Here is a 19,961-nt window from a genome sequence, read left to right on the forward strand (position 1 = left end):
GCGGGGAGAAGATCTGGCCGTACGCGGGGAAACCCGTGGCCATAAATTGCGCGGTATTTGGCCGCACACGGGGAGCTTACGGAGACCGCCGTCACCGGGTCGCGACGCCGTCGATCTTCACCTGCGCGTCGTACACCTCGACCAGCGGCAGCCCCATCGACTTGAGTACGACATTGACCTGATCGTTCGATGCCATCGGCGCCGAGCCGGCTGGCGCGAGTGGGTAGATCTGCCGGATCACCTGTTCGCACTGCGACATGTGCATCAGCACGAGATCCGGCATGAGGATCACAGCCGGCTTTTCGCCGTTCGTCGCGGTGTACGTACGCTGCCACGACTTGAGATCGGTGAGCGGCGTCGCGTTCGCGTGGTCCGACCACAGCGTCGCGGCGACGACCGAGTGCGAAGCGATCCGCCCGAAGTCGACGGTCGTCTTCAACTCGGGGACCGGCACAGCTGCGCCGACAAGCGCGGCGCCGCGGGCGACCTCGAACCGGGCGCCGATGTTCGTCGCGATGCGGTTCGCGTCGCGAGCGATGAACGGCAGAGCGTCGGAGTTCGCGAGCTTGCGCTGCCTGAGCCTGTCGTACTCGTTGAGCGGGATCTTCTCGCTGATGGGCGGCAGTTCGCCCATGACCTTCCCGATCCCCTCGCGGCGGCCGATCTTGCTCTCGGTGTCCCACGACCGGTACGACGCCGTTTCGGCGAGCCCCCCGCCGCCCTTCGTGAACTCGAACACGATGTCGTCGACGGTCACGTTCGGCAGCCACCGCGACAGCGTGAAGCGGTTCACCTGCAGATCGGCGAGCGCCGCACGAATCAGCCCGGTGAGCGCCGTCGGCTCGATGAAATCGGTATCCAGGGTCCAGCTCATCTCATCACTTCCTTTCAGACGAACCGGATCGAGCCGGCGACGTCGGTCTTACCGGCGGCGTCGACGGCACCCAGCGGCAGGCGCGACTCGCGCACCTTGCCGTGTGTGAACAGCGCCCCGGACGGGTCGAGTGTGTTGACCAGAGGCGCCCCGACGGCGGAGAACAGAAACCCGACGAGCTTCTCGCGACCGTCGGTCGCGGCGTTGTCGTACGGGCCGTACTTCCCGCCGACCGTGATCTGCCCGAGCGGGATGCCCGACTTGAAGAACCCGGCCGGGTAGTGCGTCGCCGGCGTGAACAGCGAGGTGTCGAGAGTGATCGTCTCGGTCGCCTGCGTCCCGTGCTCGGACCCGAGCCACGACTGATCGTCGGTGCCGAATGTCTGCGTCTTGATGCTGAGTTCCATGGGTGTGATCCCTCCCGAGATCAGGTCTTGTTGGCGCCGCCGCCAAGCAGCGTCTTGTAGAGCTCGGCGCCCTCGGCGAGCGAGCTGCCGCCGCTGCCGCTGCCGCCTCGCTGCCGCGTGCCCTGGTAGCCGCTGCCACGGGTCCGGCGACGCGTGTCGCTGCCGCCGTCCTGGTCGCCGTTGTTGTCGCCCTCGCCGTCGCCCGTGTCGGGCTTCTTCGGCGCGAGCCGGTCGATCAACTTGCCGAGCCCGTCCTCATCGACGTCGCCGTTCGCGTCGATGTACTTCGAAAGGTTCACGTCCTCGACGACGTCGGTCGGGCTCTCGATCCGGCCGGACGCGCCGGCGAGGAACACCTGCCGAGCGAGGGCAGCGGCGCCGCGCGAGCGTTCCTCGGCGACCGCCTTCTTCACTGCCTCGCCGATCGCCTTTTCGGTGTCCGTGGCGTTCGCGGCTTTGAGCTCTTCGAGTTCCTTCGCCGCGGCGGCGTTCGCTTTGGCGCGCTCCTCGTGCTTCCGTGACTGCGCCTTCCACTTCTCGACGTCCGAATCGCCCTTGCCCGTGTCGGGCTTGTCGTCGGTGCCGTCTCCCTTGCCGCCCTTGTCGTCGCCGGTCTTGCCGCCCTTGTCGTCTCCGTCGCCGCCGTCCGCGTAGAGCACGGGCGAGAACGGGTGGCTCGGGTAAGGGTGGGTCCAGCCCGCCGACTGAATGCCGGGCAGGGGGCGAGGTGTTGCGCGCATGGCTGTGTCTCCCGTGTCGGGTGGGGTGAGCGAGGGTGCGCCGTGTCGGCGCCGTACGTCACGCGGCCGGGATGTCGTCCGGTCCGGTGAAGTGATCGCGGCGTACGGCCAGCAACGGGCCGATCTCGCCGTGCTCGCGCGTAATGATCACGTCGCGGTAATCGGGGGCGCGGCCGCCGCGGTCGGAGGAACCGACACCCTTCGTGATGGCGTCGTGTGCTTCTTCGAGCAGCCGCTCGTCGATGATCTGTCCCGGATCGCGGTTGCCCGGAAGGGGCTCGGGCTTGCAGTGGCAGCCCGGGTGAATCGGCATGAGGTTCTCCACCCGGTACCGCTGCGTCGAGGCGATCGTGCAGAGCGCGCAGTTCTTCCCGCTGCTGAGACGCCGGCGGAAGAACTGGGCGCCGCCCCGCCGCATGGACTGCTGCGCCGCGTGCGTGCGGGCGAGCTGCAGATCGGTCTCGGTGATGCTGAGCAGCCGCGTACGCCCCTGCCCGATCGCGTCGGCGTAGTCCGCGCCCCGTGACAGGGCCGTGTACGCAGTGACGAACGGCCGGCGGTACACCTCTTCGGGCGGGGTGCCGCGCAGCGCCTCGCCGAGCTGCACGCCCGCCGGGGCGGCCGCGCCGCCGAGCATGTCGGCGATCATTGACGAGAGGTACGCGTCAGTGAGCTGCCCCATTTGCTGCTGCGTCGCGAGCACGACGGGCAGCACGCGCTCGATGAACAGAGCGGCGTCGGCGTCCCGGTAGTTGCCGAGGCTGTCGAACGCGTCCAGGACGAACCCGATCAGCCGGTCGCGCAGCGAGCCCGACAGTGCGTCGTACCGGTCGCTAAGCGCCGCCTGCAGCGCTTCACCCATCGAGTGCCCCGCCGTCGTCCGCGAGGTTGCCCGCAGTCGGCGCCGCGGTCGGCGCCGGCAGCAGCGAGGCGGCGAGCAGCGCCTGAGACGCCGCGCCCGCCGTGATGCGCCGCACCTGCGCCGGCGTCTCGCCCATCTCTTCGGCGACGACGTCGAGCGGATAGCCGATGCTCTTGAGCTTGGTCGCTGCGTCTGCCTTGACCGCGAGGGACGCGTGTGCCGGGTTCGCCCACCGCACCTCGGCCTCGGTGTAGTCCTCGGGCACGCCGGCTTGTGCGGCACACAGCGACATGACCGACTCGATCCCCTCGCCGAACGCTGCGATGTGCTCCCTGCACTTCGCCACGTGCAGGATGTCGAGCGCCCCGATCGTGTCGGCCGCGATGTTCACGAGCTGCCCGGCGTAGTAGTACGCGGGGGTCTGAGACAAGATCAGCATGTCGCGCACGTCGCTCTCGTGCTCTTTCAGGAACCCGCTCAAGTCGGTCGCGTCGAGCTGCCCGAACTGCGCGTTCTCGCCCTCGCTCGCCCACAGCGAGTTAGGACCGGGAACGAATGGCTGCTCGACCACAGTGAGCCCGGTCGCCGGGTCGGTCCGCTTCGCGAACTTGTGGCCTTTGACCCACTTCTGCCGAAACCCGCTGTACCGGGATGCGGCCATGCGGTTCAAGATCCCCATGTTCACGCGGTCTTGAATGTCCAGCACGCCGGCGAACTCGGGCTCGGGCTCTTCCCCAAGATCGGGCATGCGGGCGAACTCGACGAGCGGCAGCATGCCGAGGTCGTGCGGCTCGCCGTCCGGCCCCCCGATCCACTCCCAGGAATCCGGCCCCCACGGGAGCCGGCGGCCGCACCGCTCTTTCGTCCGGTACGGAAAGCGCACGTCGTCGAAGAACACGACCGCGTACCCGTACCCGTCAACTTCGTCGTACCAGGCTTTCAGCCCGACGTACGGCTCGCCGGTCTCGGGGTCCGTCCACACGATGCACTCGCGCGGGTGCTCGGGCGTGATCAGCGGTGACGGTCGGCCGTTGTCCTCGGTGCGGGTCGGGTGCGGACCGACGAGCATGTACCCGACGCTCTGCGTCATGGCGACCCGCCATACGAGCTTCTGTCGGCTGTCGAGTCTGTTCTGCTGCCACCATCGCGAGGCGAGGTCGTCCGGCTCGCCGTCCGGTCCGGTGACGCCGAGGGCGAGCAGCCGGTGCACGGATGCGTTCGAGATCAGTTGGCAGAAGTTCGTACGGCTCTTCCGTTGGAAGTCGACGAATGCCTTCTCGGCGTTCTTGGGCAGCTCGGGCAGCGGCGGCTGCCCGCGGTAGTACCGCCACCACTCGTCGAGCTGCCCCTGCCGCGCCCGCAGCTTCCTGCCGAGCCGCAACAGCCACCAATCCGGAGAGTCCGGGGTTTCGTCGAGCACGCCGTCGCCCCCTTCCGGGCTCGTGATCAGAACGTGAACCCGCCCATTTCTTCGGCCTCGACAGCGAGACCGGCGGCGATCGCGTCGAGGCGGCACTGCCACGCGAGGACGGACGCGACCGTGGCGTCGATCTTGTCGGGGCTGTCCGGATGGGCCTTCATGATCTGAATTCCCGAACGGGTCTTGCGGCGCCGTGCGTTGAGCAGATGCCGGGTAAGGACCGACGACCCGTCGTACGTGAGCTCACGCTCGACGAGCGCCGTGTGAAACTTCTCCAGCGCCCGGACGATCAGGGTCGAGCGGCCGCCGGTCATCCACCATTCGACCGGGTGGTTCCGGGTCGACTGCACGAGCAGCCGCGGACCGTACGCCGCTTCCCAGTCGGCGACGTGCGATTCCCATTTCGCGGGGTCGGCGTAGAACCCGACGACGTTGTACCGGTCGAACGTCGCGGCGACCTCGGCGAGCACCTCGACGACCGGCACCTGCCAGTTCTCGCCGGCTTTCCCCTCGGGCTGCTCCCATACGCGGATGGTGAACACGTGCCCGTCGGACAGCCGGCAGCCGATCAGCGCGGTCGCGTCCGTGACGCCGCGCGCCCGCTTCCGCGAGCCGTCGAACCCGAGCGTGATGCGCTCGCCCTCGCCGACTTCCTTCGAGAGATCGGACGCCGCGCGAACCTCGGGCTGTGACAGCCACGCATCCGCCGCGTGCGTGACTTGGTTCAGGTAGTCGCTCCGCAGATCCTGCGGGTCGTTCGAGGTGTCTGCGAAGTCCTCGACGAGCCGCTCGATCGGCGACCAACCGGGCGGGCACGGCGGGTCGTGCAGCACACACCCGTCGGGGTGATCGCTGCTGTCGCCGTACGCGTACCGCAGCCCGGCGACGAGCGACTGCTCGTCGGTCATGTCCGTATCGCCGGGCGCCTCGCGGTGATCGACCACGATGCCGCGGCCGCGCGACCGCCCGTCGAGGATCGCCTGATAGTCCGCAGCCGACTGTTCCGCGACGGACCCCTCGCCGGGGGTGAACGCGTTCGGCGTCTCGATCAGGCTGCCGCCGAGCTTGCCCGCGTTGAACCTCATGGTCTTCGCGAGCCGGCGGCCGCCGTTGGCTTCCTTCCATTCCTCGGTCTGGTCGAGGATCGCGAACACGGCCGGGTTTCCCTTGACCGACGTCGCCGACGACGTGATCGGCTCGATCAGTCCGCGAGGCAGCAGCACCTTTGTGTCGAGCACCTCGACGCCGTACGTGTCGGCGAGCGACCCGCCGCGCGCCATCTCCAGCAGCGGCGCCCAAGAGTTCGCGGTCTGCGCCTCGGAGACTGCAGCCACCTGCACGAGCGGCGTGCGCAGCGACGACCACGGTCGAGCGACCGGCTCGCCGTAGGCGTCCCACCCTGCCGCGACGACGTCGCCGCACGCCTCGGCGAGAGCGATCGCCGCGAGGAACGGGGACTTGCCCCACCCGCGCGAGCGCGACAGCACGCCGCGCCGGATGACCCGCTTGCCGGTGACCGGGTGCAGCTCGTAGAACCGCAGCAGAAACTCGGCTTGCTCCTTCGTCGGCAGGTACGGCTCGTACTCATCGCGGCCGGGCTGCGCAAGGTGCTCGATGATCCAGTCGAGTACCTGCCATCCGAGGGTAGGCAGCTCTCCCTCGTACTCCGGTCCCCGCCATGGCACAGCGGACCCCCGAGCTAGTCAGTGTCCGCGCCCGGGTCGGTCTTGCCGCCCGGCATCATGCGCAGCTCGCCGTAGTGCGACCGGGCCGACGGGGCGCCCGACGAGCCGCGGCCGCCGTCGAGCCCGTCCGCCTCGGCGAACACCATTCGCAGCCGAGCCCGGTCGGCCGGCGTAGCGCCGAACGCAGCGACGCGCAGCCGCAGCTCGCCGGCCGCGGTCAAGTTGCCGCGCCACATCTGCGCGTGAATCAGGGCGGTGTCGAGTAGGAACTGCCAGTCAGCCGAGCCGAGGTGCTCGGCCTGCGGGGAGTTGATCCACATCTGCCACCATTCGCGGGTGCGCTCGGGCCACACGAACTCGACGAGCTGCCCGTCGCGCTCGATACGGAAGTCGGGCAGCTCGGGTGCCGTCGCCGCTTCCCACCTGAGTACGGTCTGCGGGATCGCATCCTTGTTGCGCCGCGCGCGCCGGTCGTTCGGCTTCGGTGCCGGGCCGGTTCCTCCCATGGCTGTACCTCCCGTGTCGGGTGCGCCGCAGCACACCCGTGTCGGGGCGCTACAGCAGTACGTCGATTACGTGCTGCAGCTCGCCGAGGCGCCGCGGCGTGTCGCCGTGCGTCCGCCCCGTGACTGCGATGTACCGGCCCGTCGCGTACAGCTCGACCGAGCCGCCGTTGACCGTGATGCGCCTGCCGCTCTGCAGTGCGCCGCGCCCCCACACGTGCAGCCCGTCGCCGGACCGGGACACCTCGACCCACGTGTCGTCGGCGGCGTCGAGGATCGTCTGCGCCCACCCGGCGACCTCGCCGTCGGGCGCGATGCAGTGGTCGAGGTCGAGGCACACGAGCCCGTCGCCGTTGAGGACGAACCCGAGCCCGGCGCCGGCGCTGCTCGCTGCAGCGTCGGCGTAGCGCGACCACGTCGACGGGTCGGTGCTGCTCGCCGTGCCGCCGTCGACCGTGATCGGAACCTTCCGAGCGGTGTGCCGGATCCAGCGCGGCCGGCTCGTGAGCTCGGCGGGCACTGTGCGGCGCGCGCGATGCGCTGCGGCGCGACACCGTGGCGAGCAGAACCTCGCGTGCCGCCGCGCAGTGATGCGCAGCGGGTTCGGGCAGTGCTCGCAGGTCGGTGTTGCCATGCCTCCATGATATCGCGGCGTACGCTTTTAGCGCTCTGACCTGCGGGTATCAGGTGTGTATCAGTGGGGCGACGGGGTGAGACGCTCCGTGCGGCCCCTCAACCGCACGGCATCGAATCACCCCGCCGCACCCGTGCTCGCCCGCCAGCAAGCCGCCCGCGCGCCACCACGCGGCCGTTTTCCCCAGACCCGTACAGAATCCGAGCCGCAGCACCTCCCGGGCCTCCCGCCGGGCGGGGAAGGGGAGTCACCCCCAGGGGGTGCACAGTCAAATCGGGTTGCAGCCCAGCACGGCACGGCGGATTCAGTGCAGGCCGGGGTGCCGCTCGGGCGGTCGGCGCGCACGGTTCGCCCAACGCGCGGCGTTGCCCTGCTGGCTGGACTTGAGCGCGTGGCAGTCCGCGCACAGGGCCTGGAGGTTCTCGTACCGGTGGTTGGCGCGGTCGCCGATGTGGTCGACCTGGTTCGCCGGGCGCCCGCACACGCGCCCCTCGCTCCGCTGTCGGCACCGGTACTCGTCACGGGCCAGGACGGACGGGCGGATGACGGTGTACCAGTCCGGCGGCAGCTCAGCACGCCGGTTGCTCCCCGCCCATCCGCCGCTCATGATCGCGCCCGCCTCTCGCCTCGCAGGCACTGCTGCTCGCCGTCGTCCTGGTCGTCGTACGGATCGGGGACGGCACGCTCGGTGCTGCTGTCGAGGGCAACACCGTCGAGTGCCTGGTCGCCCCCGGCGAACCCGATCAGCATGCACGGCCCGGCGGCCGACGGTTCGGGCGCAGCAATGGCGGACCAGAGGCACAGCACGGCGACCTCGGCCTCTGTGAGCGTGGCGTCGAGGAGTATCTCGCGGGTGCCGTCGCTGAGGCGTAGGCGTAAGGGGCTGGGTCCTCTCGGCCGAAGGAGGGGGCGTTCCGGGGAGGGGAGTACTGCTGGTGGGGTATGCGAAAGGCCCCCGGTGGGAGGGGGCCTGAGGTTCTGTGTCCGGGCACGACGGACTTGGGAGGAGTATGTGACGACTGGTTACTGAAAGTCAAGCGCGGTCGTGGGGCGGGCGCTCGGACCTGGGTTGCTGGTGTAGATGGGGACCATGATGGTGATGTACGTCGGCCCCACCGGGTGGGGGGAAGACCAGTGGGGCCGACGGGTACCAGCAGCGAGTGTGCGGGCCCCCAATCGTCAGGCGGTTTCGTTGAGGAAGTTCTTCACGACCGGTATGGCGCGGTGCCTGGTGAGCTCGGAGCGCAGACCGATCAGGGTTTCGCTGCCACGTGCAGAGCTGACACCGCCCAGCAGGTTGACGGACTGCTGTGCCGTCTCCACGGCGCCGTCCAGGTCTCCGAGTGCAAGGTACGCCTCGGCCTTCCGGGCAAGGTAGATCGCTGTGCCGCGTGGTTCCTTCTCCGGGTCGTATGGGTCGTGGTGGGTCGCGGCCGCCGAGAAATACGTCAGGGCGCGCTGCGGGTCGCCGAGGCTGAGCGCGGTTGAGGCGGCGGCCTGGAATACCTCGCCCGTGGTGACCCAGTACATCGACTGCTGGTCCTCGTCCGGCGGGATGCCCTGGTCGTACGCGGTGAGTGCGTCGTCGATCGCCCTGTACGCGGCGGTGGGTTCCTGGGCGATCGAATAGGCGCGGGCCTGGCGGATGTGGAGCATTGTCAGCACCCGGGGCGAGGTGATGTTCGCGCGGTGGGCAAGGGCCCCGTCGATGAGATCGAGTGCTCCGCGGGGGTCGGGGTGGCTGTTGGAGTAACGGACGTTCGCCCAGAAGGCGAGTGTGGTCGCTCCGGCCGTACGGTCGCCGGACCCGGCGGCGGCCCGCAGGGCGGTGATGAAGTGTTTCTCGGCGGCGGCGTTCCGGCCATTGTCGAACGCGCACCAGCCGGCCAGTCGGGAGGCTTCCGCCGCGCAGGCGTGGAGGCGTTGGCCGGTCTCCTCGCTGTAGGTGTTGTCCCGCAGGAGCCGGGTGATGAGACGGCTCTCGGCGCGAGCGGCGTCGTAGACGTGGTCGCTGCCGAGGTCGTCATCAAGGTGGCGGAGCTCGTTGAGTCGGCTGTCGAAACGGTCGGCGACGGCGGCGCCGATCTGGCGGCCGCTGGATGAGAATGCGGTGGCGGGCTCGGCGGTGGTCCACTGGGCAAGGACCGCTGCGACCGTGGCGGTCGTGGCGATCAGAAATCGGCGTCGGTCCTGCTCCATGGGTCCTCCGGCGTCTTCGAGTGCTTGGATGGTTCCCGCCGGGGTCCAGGGTGATTCCCAGATAGTGGTGTCGTCTCGTAAGGCGAGCAGGAGCCAGTGCGGCCAGGGCCTGGCGTGGACTTCCCGGCTGTCTATTCCGAGGACATCGGCCATCGCCAGCTGGGTCGGAATGTTTGGAGTCTGAGGGCTTTCCGGCCGGGTCCAGCGGCTGATCTTCTCTTTGCGGACCGCCATGGCCCCGTATCCAAGGTCTTTGTGCCTGGCGGCGACTCGGCGAAGACAGTACTCGTTCGTCCACCCGCGCACGGTCAGCACCTGGTTGAGCGGGTGCCGGTCTTCCAGAATCGCGCTCACGCTTGACCTCCTGGGATACAGAGCCCCAAGTCTGCGCGATGGGAGGGCGGCGGGGAACGCGTTTCGGGAGCAAGGCAACCGGAGCAACTGGCGGCAACCCAGAGCAACTTGAAGCATCTTCCCGGCGGCGGCGATGCGCGCTGTGATGTGTCTCAGCCCGGCAGCACAGCACCGGGTGCGAGACGGAGGGGCGACGTTCGACCTCCATTCGAGGCCGATGGTCAGCACGTCACACCGGCCTTGGAAGACCTGATCCGACAGCCGTATACGTACGAAGGAGATCGTCATGGAGAACACCAGCACCAGCATCCAGACCGCCCAGGCCCCCACCACCTCCGAGGGCTTTACGACCCCCGAGGTCGCCGACCTCGGCGCGGTTGTCGAGGTCACCCTCGGCAGCGGTGGCTTCAACAACCCGGACCACACCATGTACTACCAGGGCTGACCGCTCTCCGGCGCCGTTCGGCGCCTTGGGTGAACGCGCGCCCGGGACGGCCGGTCCTCACGGGCTGGCCCGTTCCGGGCGCGCGTTGCCTTTTCCGGAACGTCCACCAGCAGGGAGCCCCCGATATGAGGCACGTCGCAGGCACGGTCACCCGCACTCCCCCGCACACTGCCGGCCCGCGTCCGCGCGGCGGCCACGAGATCCACAACGACGGCACCCTGCGCGCCTGGACCGTCGACCACGACCCCTACGAAGTACGGCGCGCGGTGTCCCGGGACGGCACCGCGGAGGTGATCCTCGTCGGCACCTGCCTGGCCACCGCCGAGGAGGCCCGCGACGCCGCCGACGCAGCTGCGCGGGGCCAGTGGCACGGCACCGGCCGACTGCCCGGCTCCTACCTGGGGATCGTCAAGGTCGGCCGCATCGTCCGGATCATGGGGGACCGGGCCGCCACCGTCCCGGTGCACTGGACCTCCACCGGATCGACGGTGACCTGGTCGACGTCCGCGCTCGCACTCGCCGCCCTCACCGGCGCGGCCCTGGACCCCGTCCGGCTGCTGGCCGAGGTCACCACCTGGGGCGTGGAGCCCGCCGTCGACGGCTGGTTCGAGGGCATCCACCGCGTCCCACCGGGAAGCGCCTTGGCCCTCGCCCCCGACATCCCGCCTACGATCCAGCGGCCTCCCCGCCAGGTAGGCCGCTCGTTCGCCGACGCCGCCGAGACCCTGCGCCACGAACTGCCCCTCGCGGTCGGCCGCCGGGCCCTGACCGGACGGCCGCTGTCGAGCGACCTGTCCGGCGGCGTCGACTCCAGCTCGATCACCTGCCTGGCCGCCGCCCACACCGACCTCACCGCCGTCACCTACGTCGACGCGGCGATGGCCGACCAGGACGATGCCCGCTACGCGGCGGAGATCGCCGCCGCCTACCCGGCCATCACCCAGCACCTCGTCGACGGCCACCGTGCTGGTAGTCGGCACTTCGACCGGCTCGCGGAGCCAACGAGCGTTCCCGTCACCGACGCTCCCGCGCTCAGCGTCGGCATGCTCGGCATCTTGGAGGCCCAGCTCGCTCCCGCCGTTGCCACCAGCAGCACCGGGCACCTCACCGGCGGGGGTGGCGACAACGTCCTCGACGCGTTCGCGTCCCCCGCCGACCGCTACCGCTCCGGCGCCCGTATCGCAGCCCTCCGCGACGCCCTCGGAGTCGCCCGGGACCGGCGCAGCGCCGCCCGCTCCGTACTGCGCGCGGTCACAGCCACCGGACGCGACGCATACCCCGCAGCGCTGGCCCGCCTCGCCCGTACCATCCTCGACGGGCCCGCCCCGCGGGGGCTTCCCGACGCCGCCGACGTGGCCCGCTGGTGCGGACCATTGTCCGCCGCTCGCTGGCTCACCCCAGGTGGCCGCACTGCCCTGGCCGACTTCATCAGTTCCCGCGTGCAGACCGCCGACCCCGCTGTTGGCCCCGGTGCCCTCCGCGAACGCCTCGCTCTGGAAGCCACGGGCATTGAGCACGCAAATCTCGACATCCTCGCCCGCGCCCTGTGGGGCCTGCCGGTGCACGCGCCGTTCCTCGACACCCGGATCGTCGACGTCTGCCAGGCTGTCCCTGCCTGGGAGCGACGCCGTCCGGGCGACTTCAAACCCCTGGCTCGCGCCGCCCTCACCGGCCTCGTGCACGCTCCGGTCCTGGCCCGCCGTACCAAGACTCCGTTCACCGGCGTCTACGACGGCCTCCGCGCCAACGCCTCCGCCCTGCGTGCTCTCCTCACCGGATCGACCCTGGCCGAGACGGGCCTCATCGACAGCCCCGCCGCCCTCGTTTCCCTGGACCGGACGATCCATGGTTCCCCGGCCGATCTCGGGAGCCTGCATGCCCTGGTCGCCATTGAGGTGTGGCTGACCAACCGTCCCGCTTCCTTCGACGCTTGGTGGGAGCCGACACCTGCCCGGGAGACCAGCCGATGACCGAGCCCCGCGTCTATGTCTCCCGCGGCCCCGCCGGAGCAGCTGTTCTCGATCTCGCGACCGGCCGATGGACAGTCCTCGACCCCATCGCCGCCGACCTCCTTGACCTGCCGGCGGATATCCTCGAACGGGCCGCCGCCATCGAGGAGGCCACTGCCCGATGGGCCGCGACCGGCGCCGACCCCGACCGGGTCCGGGCCGACCTCACCCGCGTGGCCGCCGACCTCGACCGCCTCCGCGCCGGACGCCCCGTCCACTACAGCCTTCCGGGCTCGCCCCCGATGGTCCGCTTCGCCCCCACCGTCCGCCCTGCGGCCCGAAGCCGGGCCGGCGCCTGTATCGGCTTGGCCGCCGCCCTGTTGCTGCTGCGGCTCCTGCCGATCCGGCACGTCGTCACCTTCGCTTTCGCCGTAACCCGCCTGCCCGGCCGGCCCGCCCGCGTCCATGACGCCGAAGCCGTCCTCGCCGCCGTCCGCGCCGCCGGGACCTGGTGGCCCGGCCGTGTCGCCTGCCTGGAGGAGTCCCTCGCCGTCCACCTGGCCTCCGCACTCACAGGCCGCCCGGTCCGGTGGGTCCTGGGGGCTCGGTTCGTGCCGCGTGGCGCCCACGCCTGGGTCGTCGCCGACGGGCACGTGATCGGGCAGGACGAGAACGACCGGGTCTGGCCCTACCTGGCCGTCCTCACCATTGGAGATTCGAACGCGTGATGGACTAGGGGTAGTTGCGTATCCACCCGTATGGGTGACGCGTTGCGAGAGGTGTGACAGACACACAACCCCGCACACCAACCGCCCCGCACCCCCGCCTCCCCTTGGCGGAGCGGCTCGGGAACCGTCTCCGCCGCCGGCGGCCGGGGCCCGAACCGCTCCCCGCGTGGACGCTCGGCAGCGAGCGCCACGAGGATCACACCGACGGCCTGGTCACGATGGCCCGTACCCTGCCCCGCCTTGCCCGCATCGCCCTGGCCCTGGCCTGGCAGGCCGACCGCACCGCACTTCTGCACCTGCTCGGCCTGCAACTCGCCGTCGGCGCGCTGACGGCCGCCGCCCTCCACCTCACCCGGACCGCGCTCGCGGCCCTATTCGCGGCGGGGGCCCCGCTGGAACGGCTCGACCGCGCCGAACTCGCCCTCCTGGCCCTGGCAGCCGTCGCCGCCGCCCGCTCCCTGGCCTCCGCCGGGACCGTCGCCACGACCGCCCGCCTCGGGCCGGCGGTCGACAGCCACGCCGAACTCGCCTACCTGGAGGCCGCGACCCGCGTGCCCCTCGCCTCCTACGACGACTCTTCCTGGTGTGACCACGGCGAAGCCGCCAACCGCGCCGCCAAGGACGCCCACACCGTCCTGGAATCTCTCGTCGCCGTCACCGGTGCCGCCCTCGGTATCGCCGCCGCCGCCGGCATCCTGACCACCCTGGACCCGCTGCTGCTGCCCCTGCTGCTCCTGGCCGTCCTGCCCCGCGCCTGGACCGCGGCCCGCGCCGCCCAGGCCACCCACCGCGCCGACCGGCACGCCGTTGGTGACCGCCGCACCCGCCACATCCTCATGTACCTCGCCGCCGGGCGTAGCACCGCCCTCGATGTCCGCGCCGGGACCATGCGGCCCTGGCTCCTAGGCCAGTACCAGGCTGTGAGCCGTCGTCTGGAGGACCACACCGCCCGCATCGGCGCCGACAACGCCCGCCGTCAACTCGCCGGTGACGCCCTCGCCGGCGCCGCCACCCTCCTTGTCTACGGTGCCCTGCTGTGGCTCACCGTCCACGGCCGGATTCCCACCGCCGACGCCGCGACCGCCGTCATCGCCGTCCAGACCAGCCGCGCGCTCCTGACGGGCATGGCCACCGGCCTGACCACCGCCTACCGCATGGGCCTCTACCTCGGCGACTGGTCCAGCTTCCTCGCCGACGCCAAGGCTCGCACGACCCTCCCGGCCGCCCCCGCCCCGGTTCCCGCGACCCCCGCCGTCATCCGTGCCGACCGCGTCACCTTCACGTACGAAGGTACTGCCGCCCCCGTCCTCACCGACATCTCCCTCACCGTCCGCCGCGGGGAGATCCTCGCCATCGTCGGCCACAACGGCGCCGGCAAGTCGACTCTGGCCAAACTCCTGGCGGGCCTCTACGCCCCTACCAGTGGAGCCGTCACCTGGGACACCACCGACCTCACCACCGTCGACCCCGACGAGCTGTACTCCCGCCTCGCGATGCTGCCCCAGGACATCGCCCGCTGGCAGGCCACGGTCCGCGAGAACATCAGCTTGGGCCAGGGCGACCAGAGCGACGAGGCCGTTCTCGCCGCTGCCCGCGCCGGAGGCGCCGCCGAGGTCATCGACTCGCTCCCCGACGGCCTCGACACAGAGATCCGCCCCTCCCAGTCCGGCGGCCGGGACCTCTCCGGCGGCCAATGGCAGCGCATCGCAGCCGCCCGCGCCTACGCCCGCAAGGCACCCCTGCTGATCTGCGACGAACCCACCAGCGCCCTCGACCCCCGAGCCGAACAGGCCGCCTACGACCGCATCCGCGAACTCGCCGCCGACCGGACCGTCATCCTCATTACCCACCGCCTCGGCTCCACCCAGCACGCCGACCGCATCATCGTCCTTGACCACGGCCGCATTCTCGAAGAGGGCACCCACAACAGCCTGCTGGCCGCAGACGGCGAGTACGCGGCAATGTGGACCGCGCAGGCCCGCGCCTACACCGCCACCCCCGTCGTCCCGTAGCCAGCCGACCCCGACGCCCGCTCTTCCCCTTGGAGCGGGCAGGGAGGGCACCAAACCGGTCACACGAAGGGGGCTCGCATCACACTGTCTGTACGGGAAATGGGCACGGCGCCGCCGGGTCGGCAGAGCCGTACGGCGCCCCGGCGGCAATCAGTGAGAGGTGTGTCGTACTCGATGCCCATGGGATGGGTCCTCACGGCGGCGTGTCCGGGCGACGGTGTCGGCGGACACGCCCTGTCCGTGGAGTCCACGGACATAGGACAGGACGGCGGATGGATCCGTGATGCCGGAGGCGAGGGCTGTCCGGACGCTGTCCGCGACGGACTGTCCGCGCGGCGCGATGGGGCGGACGCGAGGCTGTGGCCTGCTGTCCGTCGTGTCCGTGCTGTCCTTGTGCGTGCCGAGGACAGCACGGACAGTCTCCTCGGTGGTGGTGATCCCGGCGGCGGCGAGGTGGTCCACGATGTCCTGCGGACTCGCCACCGGCAGGGCGTGGGCGGCTGCGCGGACAGCGGCGTGCACGGTCCGGACATGGCGCCCGGACAGACTGTCCGTGTCCGGCGTGGTGTCCGGGCGGGTGTCCACCGCCGCTGGCAGGGGTGCGTAGACGGCGGCCTGGCCCTCGACCCGGGCGAGCGCGCGGAGCTGCGCCCCGATGGCCATCCGGGCAGCGGCATCCCCTTCGCGTTTGGCCAGCCACCGGCGCGTCAGCTCGGGCAGGGGCCGCGCCTGGTGGCTCATGACGACGGTCCACATCCCCTTGGCGAGTGCGGAGACACACGCCCCGGCGATGCCGACGTACAGGGAGTCCTCCAGCGCTCCGTGGACGCAGACGGCGGCCATGTCGAGGAGCAGGGCGGCGGTGCCGGCGGTGCGCGGGCCCCGGGCGCGGTCGATGTTGTAGCGGGCGAGCCATTCGAGGGCCATGCAGACGATCCACGCGGTCACGAACGCGGTGGCGCCGAGGTAGGCGATGGGGGCTGTGATGGCGCGGCCCAGGAGGTCGCCGATGGAGGCGACGGACCAGACGACGGCGACGACGATCAGGCCCATGGCGGCGGCCGTGACTGCGTGCAGGACGATCAGGTCCCAGTCTCTGGGCGGGACCGGCACCTGGACGTCGTAGTCCTCTTCCACCAGCTCGGTCTCGCCGTTGACGGTGTGGGGGACGAGACGGGTACGGGTTTCGGTGCGGTAGCGGACACCAGGCAGGCGCTGTCCGCTGGTCCGGACAGCCTGTCCGGACACGATGTCCTTGCTGGTCATCGACGTGCAGCCTCTCGGGCAGGTGATGCAGTACAGGTGGGCGGGCAGAAGGTCAGCGGGTGACCGCGAAGACCAGCGCGGCGAGTCCGGCGACGATGCCGAGGACGTAGAAGAGGCGCATGGCGTGCTCCCGTGGCCAGGGCGGTCCGGGCTGGACCGCTCTCCTTGCCGCCCACCGCAGAGGTGGGCGACGCGGAGAACGGTTCAGCTGGAGAGCGAAGCAGCGGCGGCGCGGGCGTCCGCGGTGGCCTCAGCGATCGCGCGACGTCGGGCGGCCTCGGCGCGCATGGCGGCTTGGCCCTGCCGGTACCGGCAGGCGGCCTCGTCGTCGGTGATGCTGGGCTTGGGGTCAGCCACGGTCGACACCCCTGTCCGCGAGGAGGTAGTAGCGGCCGTCCTGCGGTCCATGGGTCGTGAGGTGGCCCAGGGCGGTCAGGCGCTCCAGGTCCCGGCGGGCAGTGCCACGCTGCACACTGCGGTGCTCGCCGTCGCGGTAGAACACGTGGACCATCCCGGCGGACCAGCGCCCGCCGGTCGCCCGGATCCGGGCGAGCAGCTGCACCTGGCCGGGTTTGAGCGACGTGTCCGGCACCGGTTCCGGTTCGGCGGCGGGTGGCTCCGGCTCGCGCTCCTCGGCCTGGACCCACGGGGTGTAGGTGACCGGGGTGTTGGCGGCGCCCCGGCGGATCCACTGCGCGGTCCCGTCCAGGGAGTGCCCCTTGGCGAGGATCAGCCGGGCCGCACTGACCACGCGGGAGGCGCGGCTCGACAGCAGCCCCCGGCAGACCAGTTCGTCACGGGTCGCAATGCTGGGCAGCGGCACGTCCAGGCTCTCGGCGATCGCCGCGAGCAGGTCGCGGTGCTGGACGGCCTCGGCGCGCAGTGTCCGGAGCTCGGCCGCCTGTGTGTCAATGACCGTCTGCACGACGGCCGGGATACCCGCGCGCAGCTGGTCGCGGACCTCGTCGGCAGCGTAGCCGTGGAGGGGCTCGGTGATGTCGTTCATCGGGCACCGCCGGCCGGGGTGGCCCAGGTGATCCGGCGCAGACGGAGGGCGTACTCGCCGCGCGTACCGCCGGTGGGGAACGGGAGCAGCCTGAGCAGCGGGCGGCAGGCGGGCGCGGTCTTCGCGATGCCGAGGGCGACCGTCAGGCGTGCGGTTTCCGTCATCACGTCGCCGGGGCGGTGCGTGGCGAGGTGCCGGGCCACGGCCAGGACGAGCTGGGTGGTACGGGCCTGTCCGGCGCGCGTGACGGTGCCGATGGTGCCGGCCTCCGTACGCACCGTCCGGATGGTACGGCCGCCGGTACGGCCGAGGATCCCGGCGGCGACCAGACGCCGTACGGGAGCGCCCGTGTCCGGGCCGGGGGTGGGGGCCACCAGCGGACTGGCGAGCTGGATACGATCCATGACGGATCCATCCCTTCGTCGTGGTTGCGGGTGGGTCCGCCCCTCGGTCCATGTGGCGCTCCAACGCCGGGCCGGGGGGCTTTCCCGTTTCCGAGTACGACGGTAGCGACTTCCTTGCCATACGGCAATGAAGTCAGAGAGAATGGTGGCCATGGCCGACGACGAAGGAGGGCCAGACATGGTGTCGTTCAGAGAATTGGCCCGACGGCTCGTGAGTGAAGGGGTCGTGCCACGAATCACTCACCAGCGGATCTCGCAGCTCTCCCGGGATGACCCAAACTTCCCTGTGGTCGTGAAGGTCGGACGCTCTAGCGCTGTCGACTACCGAGCGGCGCGGCCCTACTTCGCAAGCAGAAAGTCGCGGCAAGGACAACGGACCGACTTGAAGGACACCGAGAAGTAGTCCGTCGTACGGCGAAGGCCTCCACCGCAGCGCTGATGCAGTGGAGGCCTTTCGCGTTATGCGCCCTCGTGGAGCCTACGCCGCGGCGGTCAGCCGCTCCCGCGCAGTGGCGGCGCAGCCGTGTGAGCCCTCGATTCCTATGAATGCCCGGCCTTCTTGGAGGGCGGCGACGCCGGTGGTGCCACTGCCAGCGAACGGGTCGAGGACCAGGCCGCCAGGTGGGGCGATTCGTATGAGCTGCCGCATGACGTCGACCGGCTTCTGCGTGATGTGGACGCGTTCCTTGCCGCGCGGCTGGCTGCCTTCGAGGTGTCCGGGCAGGTAGATCGTCGGCGTGTGGCGCAGCGGTTCGCCCTTGGTGCCCCACAGGACGTACTCGTGTTCGCGTCGGAAGCCATCACGTACGGGCCGGTTGATGGGTTTGCGCCAGGGGATAATGCCGCGCCAGGTCCAGCCGCCGGCCTGGATCGCGTCCGAGGTGGCGGGGAGCTGCGCCCAGTCGGTGAAGACTAGTGCGCTGCCGCCGGGACGGGTAAGCCGGTACGTCTCCGCCATGATCAGTCCGAGCCAGTGCGTGTATCCGCGCTGGTCCCGGCTGTCTCCGTCGAACGCGTCCAACAGGTGCCCGGCGTCGCCGCTGACGTACTTGTCGCGGGCACCCTGGCTCTTGCGTTCGGCGTTGGTACGCCCGCCGCTGTTGTAGGGCGGGTCCATGATGACGGCGTCGACCAGGGTAGTCAGGGTGGGCAGCAGGGTGAGGGCGTCACCGTGGCGCAGTGTCCATTCAGGCATCCGGGGTGTTTCCCTCCATACGTTCGCGTACGCCACGGTGGCGCGCGAGTCGGTGCATACGCCACCAATCATGCAATGGAACGTGCGTTCGAGTCCATGTCTGATTGGTCGCCCAGGTTGTTGCCCCGCGTCGGGCAACAACCCGATGAGTCACCAGATGCCGCCGCATTCCCGGCAGCGCACGACGGGTACGGCACCGCCGCCTCCGTACAGGGTGAGTCGTCCGCCGCACGTCGGGCAGGGGCTCGCGATCTGTACGTGTTCGTCGCCGACGTCGAGGGCGTGCTCAACGAGGTGGGCGGCTGTACGGGTGGCCGAGGCGATGCGGTCGGTCTCCAGCGGGGTGAGTCCGCGGTGGACAGGGCCGGGGGTGTGCTGGACCCGGGCCAGGAGCCAGAGAGCAGCGTGGGGCACGGTCCGTCGGCGGTCGTCGATCTGGGACCAGCGCCTGGGATCGGCCGCGTCCTTCATAGCGAGGAGGTCGCGGCGGGCGTCGTCCGCGGCCTGGACGGCGCGAGCGCGCGGCGTCTCGGGCCGTGCCGGGAACTCGAACCCGGAGCCGGGGCGGGGAGCAGGCCGGGCGCGTCGTACGGGGGCCGGGCTGATCGCGGGCCGTTGCACGGCGGCCGCGGTCTGGTCGGCCAGGGCGAACAGCCCGGCCTGCACGGTGACCATGGCGTCGAAGACACCGAGGCGCATTGGGGCGGCGGTCCATCCAGGCTGTTCCGGGTTCCTCTCCAGGAGCCGCAGGGCCTCGGCACGCCAGGTGGCGGCTTCGGCCTCGGCGCTGTTCGGCTCATGGGTGAGGGTGGCGGTGCTCATGACGGGCGGCCAGGTGCCGCCGTGGGCGGTCAGGGCCTCGGTCAGGTCTCCCCAGTGGCGGGCGATCGACCACAGATCCTGGGTGACTGTGGGGCGGGGTGTACGGGTGGTGCTCATCGTGCACTCCAGTAGGCGGTGGGGCGTAGGGTGATGATCACCGAGGGGGCGCGCCAGCCCTGGTCAGACGGTTGTGCGGCGCGCCCCTTACGCATGGGTCACAGTTGGTCGATGATGGTGTGGCGGCAGTGCGCCTCGTGGACGGTGCCCCGGCAGGCGGTCCAGGCCAAGCAGCACGGGCCCGTGGTGGTGCCAGTGGCGCGGGCGTGGGCGTGCCGGTAGTCGGCACCGGAGCGGGCAGCACCCTCGGCCATGACCAGGGCCACCAGACCGAAGAACACACACTCGGCCCAGAGGTTGTGTGCCACGAACCACAGGGCGGATCCGGACATGCCCAGA

The 19,961-nt window shown here is 70.7% G+C and carries 22 protein-coding genes; 4 read left to right on the top strand and 18 right to left on the bottom strand.

What is annotated here, in order from left to right:
* Positions 1–91 precede the first annotated feature (91 nt).
* From ACIP8W_RS30225 to ACIP8W_RS30275, 11 genes are all read right to left on the bottom strand, one after another.
* Complete coding sequence (locus ACIP8W_RS30225; protein WP_402205532.1) at positions 92–874, bottom strand: major capsid protein; 783 nt, start codon at positions 872–874, stop codon at positions 92–94.
* Positions 875–888: 14 nt separating this feature from the next.
* Positions 889–1,281, bottom strand: coding sequence for a head decoration protein (locus ACIP8W_RS30230; protein ID WP_402150351.1), 393 nt, complete (start codon positions 1,279–1,281; stop codon positions 889–891).
* Between the two features lie 20 nt (positions 1,282–1,301).
* A complete protein-coding gene (locus ACIP8W_RS30235; RefSeq protein ID WP_402150348.1) occupies positions 1,302–2,021 on the bottom strand; it encodes a hypothetical protein in 720 nt (239 codons plus the stop codon).
* A 58-nt stretch (positions 2,022–2,079) separates the two neighbouring features.
* Positions 2,080–2,883, bottom strand: a complete 804-nt coding sequence (locus ACIP8W_RS30240) for a hypothetical protein (protein ID WP_402150345.1) — start codon at positions 2,881–2,883, stop codon at positions 2,080–2,082.
* Positions 2,876–4,303 (bottom strand): phage portal protein, encoded by a 1,428-nt coding sequence (locus ACIP8W_RS30245; protein ID WP_402205535.1) that lies wholly within the window; start codon positions 4,301–4,303, stop codon positions 2,876–2,878. The genes ACIP8W_RS30240 and ACIP8W_RS30245 overlap by 8 nt, the downstream gene beginning before the upstream one ends.
* 26 nt (positions 4,304–4,329) lie before the next feature.
* Positions 4,330–5,988, bottom strand: a complete 1,659-nt coding sequence (locus ACIP8W_RS30250; protein WP_402150338.1) for a terminase — start codon at positions 5,986–5,988, stop codon at positions 4,330–4,332.
* A gap of 14 nt (positions 5,989–6,002) precedes the next feature.
* Positions 6,003–6,494: a hypothetical protein gene (locus ACIP8W_RS30255; RefSeq protein ID WP_402205536.1), complete on the bottom strand. Its 492-nt coding sequence runs from the start codon at positions 6,492–6,494 to the stop codon at positions 6,003–6,005.
* Between the two features lie 49 nt (positions 6,495–6,543).
* Positions 6,544–7,125 (bottom strand): bifunctional DNA primase/polymerase, encoded by a 582-nt coding sequence (locus ACIP8W_RS30260; protein ID WP_402205538.1) that lies wholly within the window; start codon positions 7,123–7,125, stop codon positions 6,544–6,546.
* Positions 7,126–7,429: 304 nt separating this feature from the next.
* A complete protein-coding gene (locus ACIP8W_RS30265) occupies positions 7,430–7,732 on the bottom strand; it encodes an HNH endonuclease (RefSeq protein WP_402205540.1) in 303 nt (100 codons plus the stop codon).
* Positions 7,729–7,875 carry a hypothetical protein gene (locus ACIP8W_RS30270; protein WP_402154121.1) on the bottom strand — a complete coding sequence of 49 codons (147 nt, stop codon included), beginning with the start codon at positions 7,873–7,875 and terminating at the stop codon, positions 7,729–7,731. The genes ACIP8W_RS30265 and ACIP8W_RS30270 overlap by 4 nt, the downstream gene beginning before the upstream one ends.
* A 429-nt stretch (positions 7,876–8,304) precedes the next feature.
* Positions 8,305–9,324 (bottom strand): transcriptional regulator, encoded by a 1,020-nt coding sequence (locus ACIP8W_RS30275; protein ID WP_402205542.1) that lies wholly within the window; start codon positions 9,322–9,324, stop codon positions 8,305–8,307.
* A 640-nt stretch (positions 9,325–9,964) separates the two neighbouring features.
* On the opposite strand from ACIP8W_RS30275, the gene ACIP8W_RS30280 reads away from it, so the two are divergent.
* From ACIP8W_RS30280 to ACIP8W_RS30295, 4 genes are all read left to right on the top strand, one after another.
* A complete protein-coding gene (locus tag ACIP8W_RS30280; RefSeq protein WP_402154126.1) occupies positions 9,965–10,123 on the top strand; it encodes a hypothetical protein in 159 nt (52 codons plus the stop codon).
* 125 nt (positions 10,124–10,248) lie between these two features.
* Entirely contained in the window at positions 10,249–12,093 is a 1,845-nt protein-coding gene (locus tag ACIP8W_RS30285; protein ID WP_402205544.1) for an asparagine synthase-related protein, read from the top strand.
* The gene (locus tag ACIP8W_RS30290; protein WP_402205546.1) at positions 12,090–12,800 is read left to right on the top strand and encodes a lasso peptide biosynthesis B2 protein; all 711 of its coding nucleotides are present in this window, start codon (positions 12,090–12,092) and stop codon (positions 12,798–12,800) included. Before ACIP8W_RS30285 ends, ACIP8W_RS30290 begins: the two co-directional genes overlap by 4 nt.
* A gap of 53 nt (positions 12,801–12,853) precedes the next feature.
* A complete protein-coding gene (locus ACIP8W_RS30295; RefSeq protein WP_402153901.1) occupies positions 12,854–14,812 on the top strand; it encodes an ABC transporter ATP-binding protein in 1,959 nt (652 codons plus the stop codon).
* Between the two features lie 150 nt (positions 14,813–14,962).
* Here the strand turns inward: ACIP8W_RS30295 and ACIP8W_RS30300 are convergent, their stop codons facing one another.
* The 7 genes from ACIP8W_RS30300 to ACIP8W_RS30330 all read right to left on the bottom strand — a co-directional run bounded on the left by ACIP8W_RS30300 (position 14,963) and on the right by ACIP8W_RS30330 (position 19,954).
* Positions 14,963–16,078: a protein transporter Sec31 gene (locus ACIP8W_RS30300; RefSeq protein ID WP_402153903.1), complete on the bottom strand. Its 1,116-nt coding sequence runs from the start codon at positions 16,076–16,078 to the stop codon at positions 14,963–14,965.
* 204 nt (positions 16,079–16,282) lie between these two features.
* Positions 16,283–16,435: a hypothetical protein gene (locus ACIP8W_RS30305; protein ID WP_402205548.1), complete on the bottom strand. Its 153-nt coding sequence runs from the start codon at positions 16,433–16,435 to the stop codon at positions 16,283–16,285.
* Positions 16,428–17,084 carry a hypothetical protein gene (locus ACIP8W_RS30310; protein ID WP_402205550.1) on the bottom strand — a complete coding sequence of 219 codons (657 nt, stop codon included), beginning with the start codon at positions 17,082–17,084 and terminating at the stop codon, positions 16,428–16,430. The genes ACIP8W_RS30305 and ACIP8W_RS30310 overlap by 8 nt, the downstream gene beginning before the upstream one ends.
* Positions 17,081–17,488 carry a hypothetical protein gene (locus ACIP8W_RS30315; protein WP_402153909.1) on the bottom strand — a complete coding sequence of 136 codons (408 nt, stop codon included), beginning with the start codon at positions 17,486–17,488 and terminating at the stop codon, positions 17,081–17,083. The genes ACIP8W_RS30310 and ACIP8W_RS30315 overlap by 4 nt, the downstream gene beginning before the upstream one ends.
* Before the next feature lie 478 nt (positions 17,489–17,966).
* Complete coding sequence (locus ACIP8W_RS30320; protein ID WP_402205552.1) at positions 17,967–18,683, bottom strand: DNA-methyltransferase; 717 nt, start codon at positions 18,681–18,683, stop codon at positions 17,967–17,969.
* Positions 18,684–18,833: 150 nt separating this feature from the next.
* Complete coding sequence (locus ACIP8W_RS30325; RefSeq protein WP_402205554.1) at positions 18,834–19,622, bottom strand: hypothetical protein; 789 nt, start codon at positions 19,620–19,622, stop codon at positions 18,834–18,836.
* Positions 19,623–19,720: 98 nt separating this feature from the next.
* On the bottom strand, positions 19,721–19,954 hold the full coding sequence (locus tag ACIP8W_RS30330; protein WP_402205556.1) for a hypothetical protein: 234 nt from the start codon (positions 19,952–19,954) through the stop codon (positions 19,721–19,723).
* Positions 19,955–19,961 lie beyond the last annotated feature (7 nt).

This window comes from Streptomyces sp. NPDC088554, from assembly GCF_044752945.1.
Classification (GTDB): domain Bacteria; phylum Actinomycetota; class Actinomycetes; order Streptomycetales; family Streptomycetaceae; genus Streptomyces.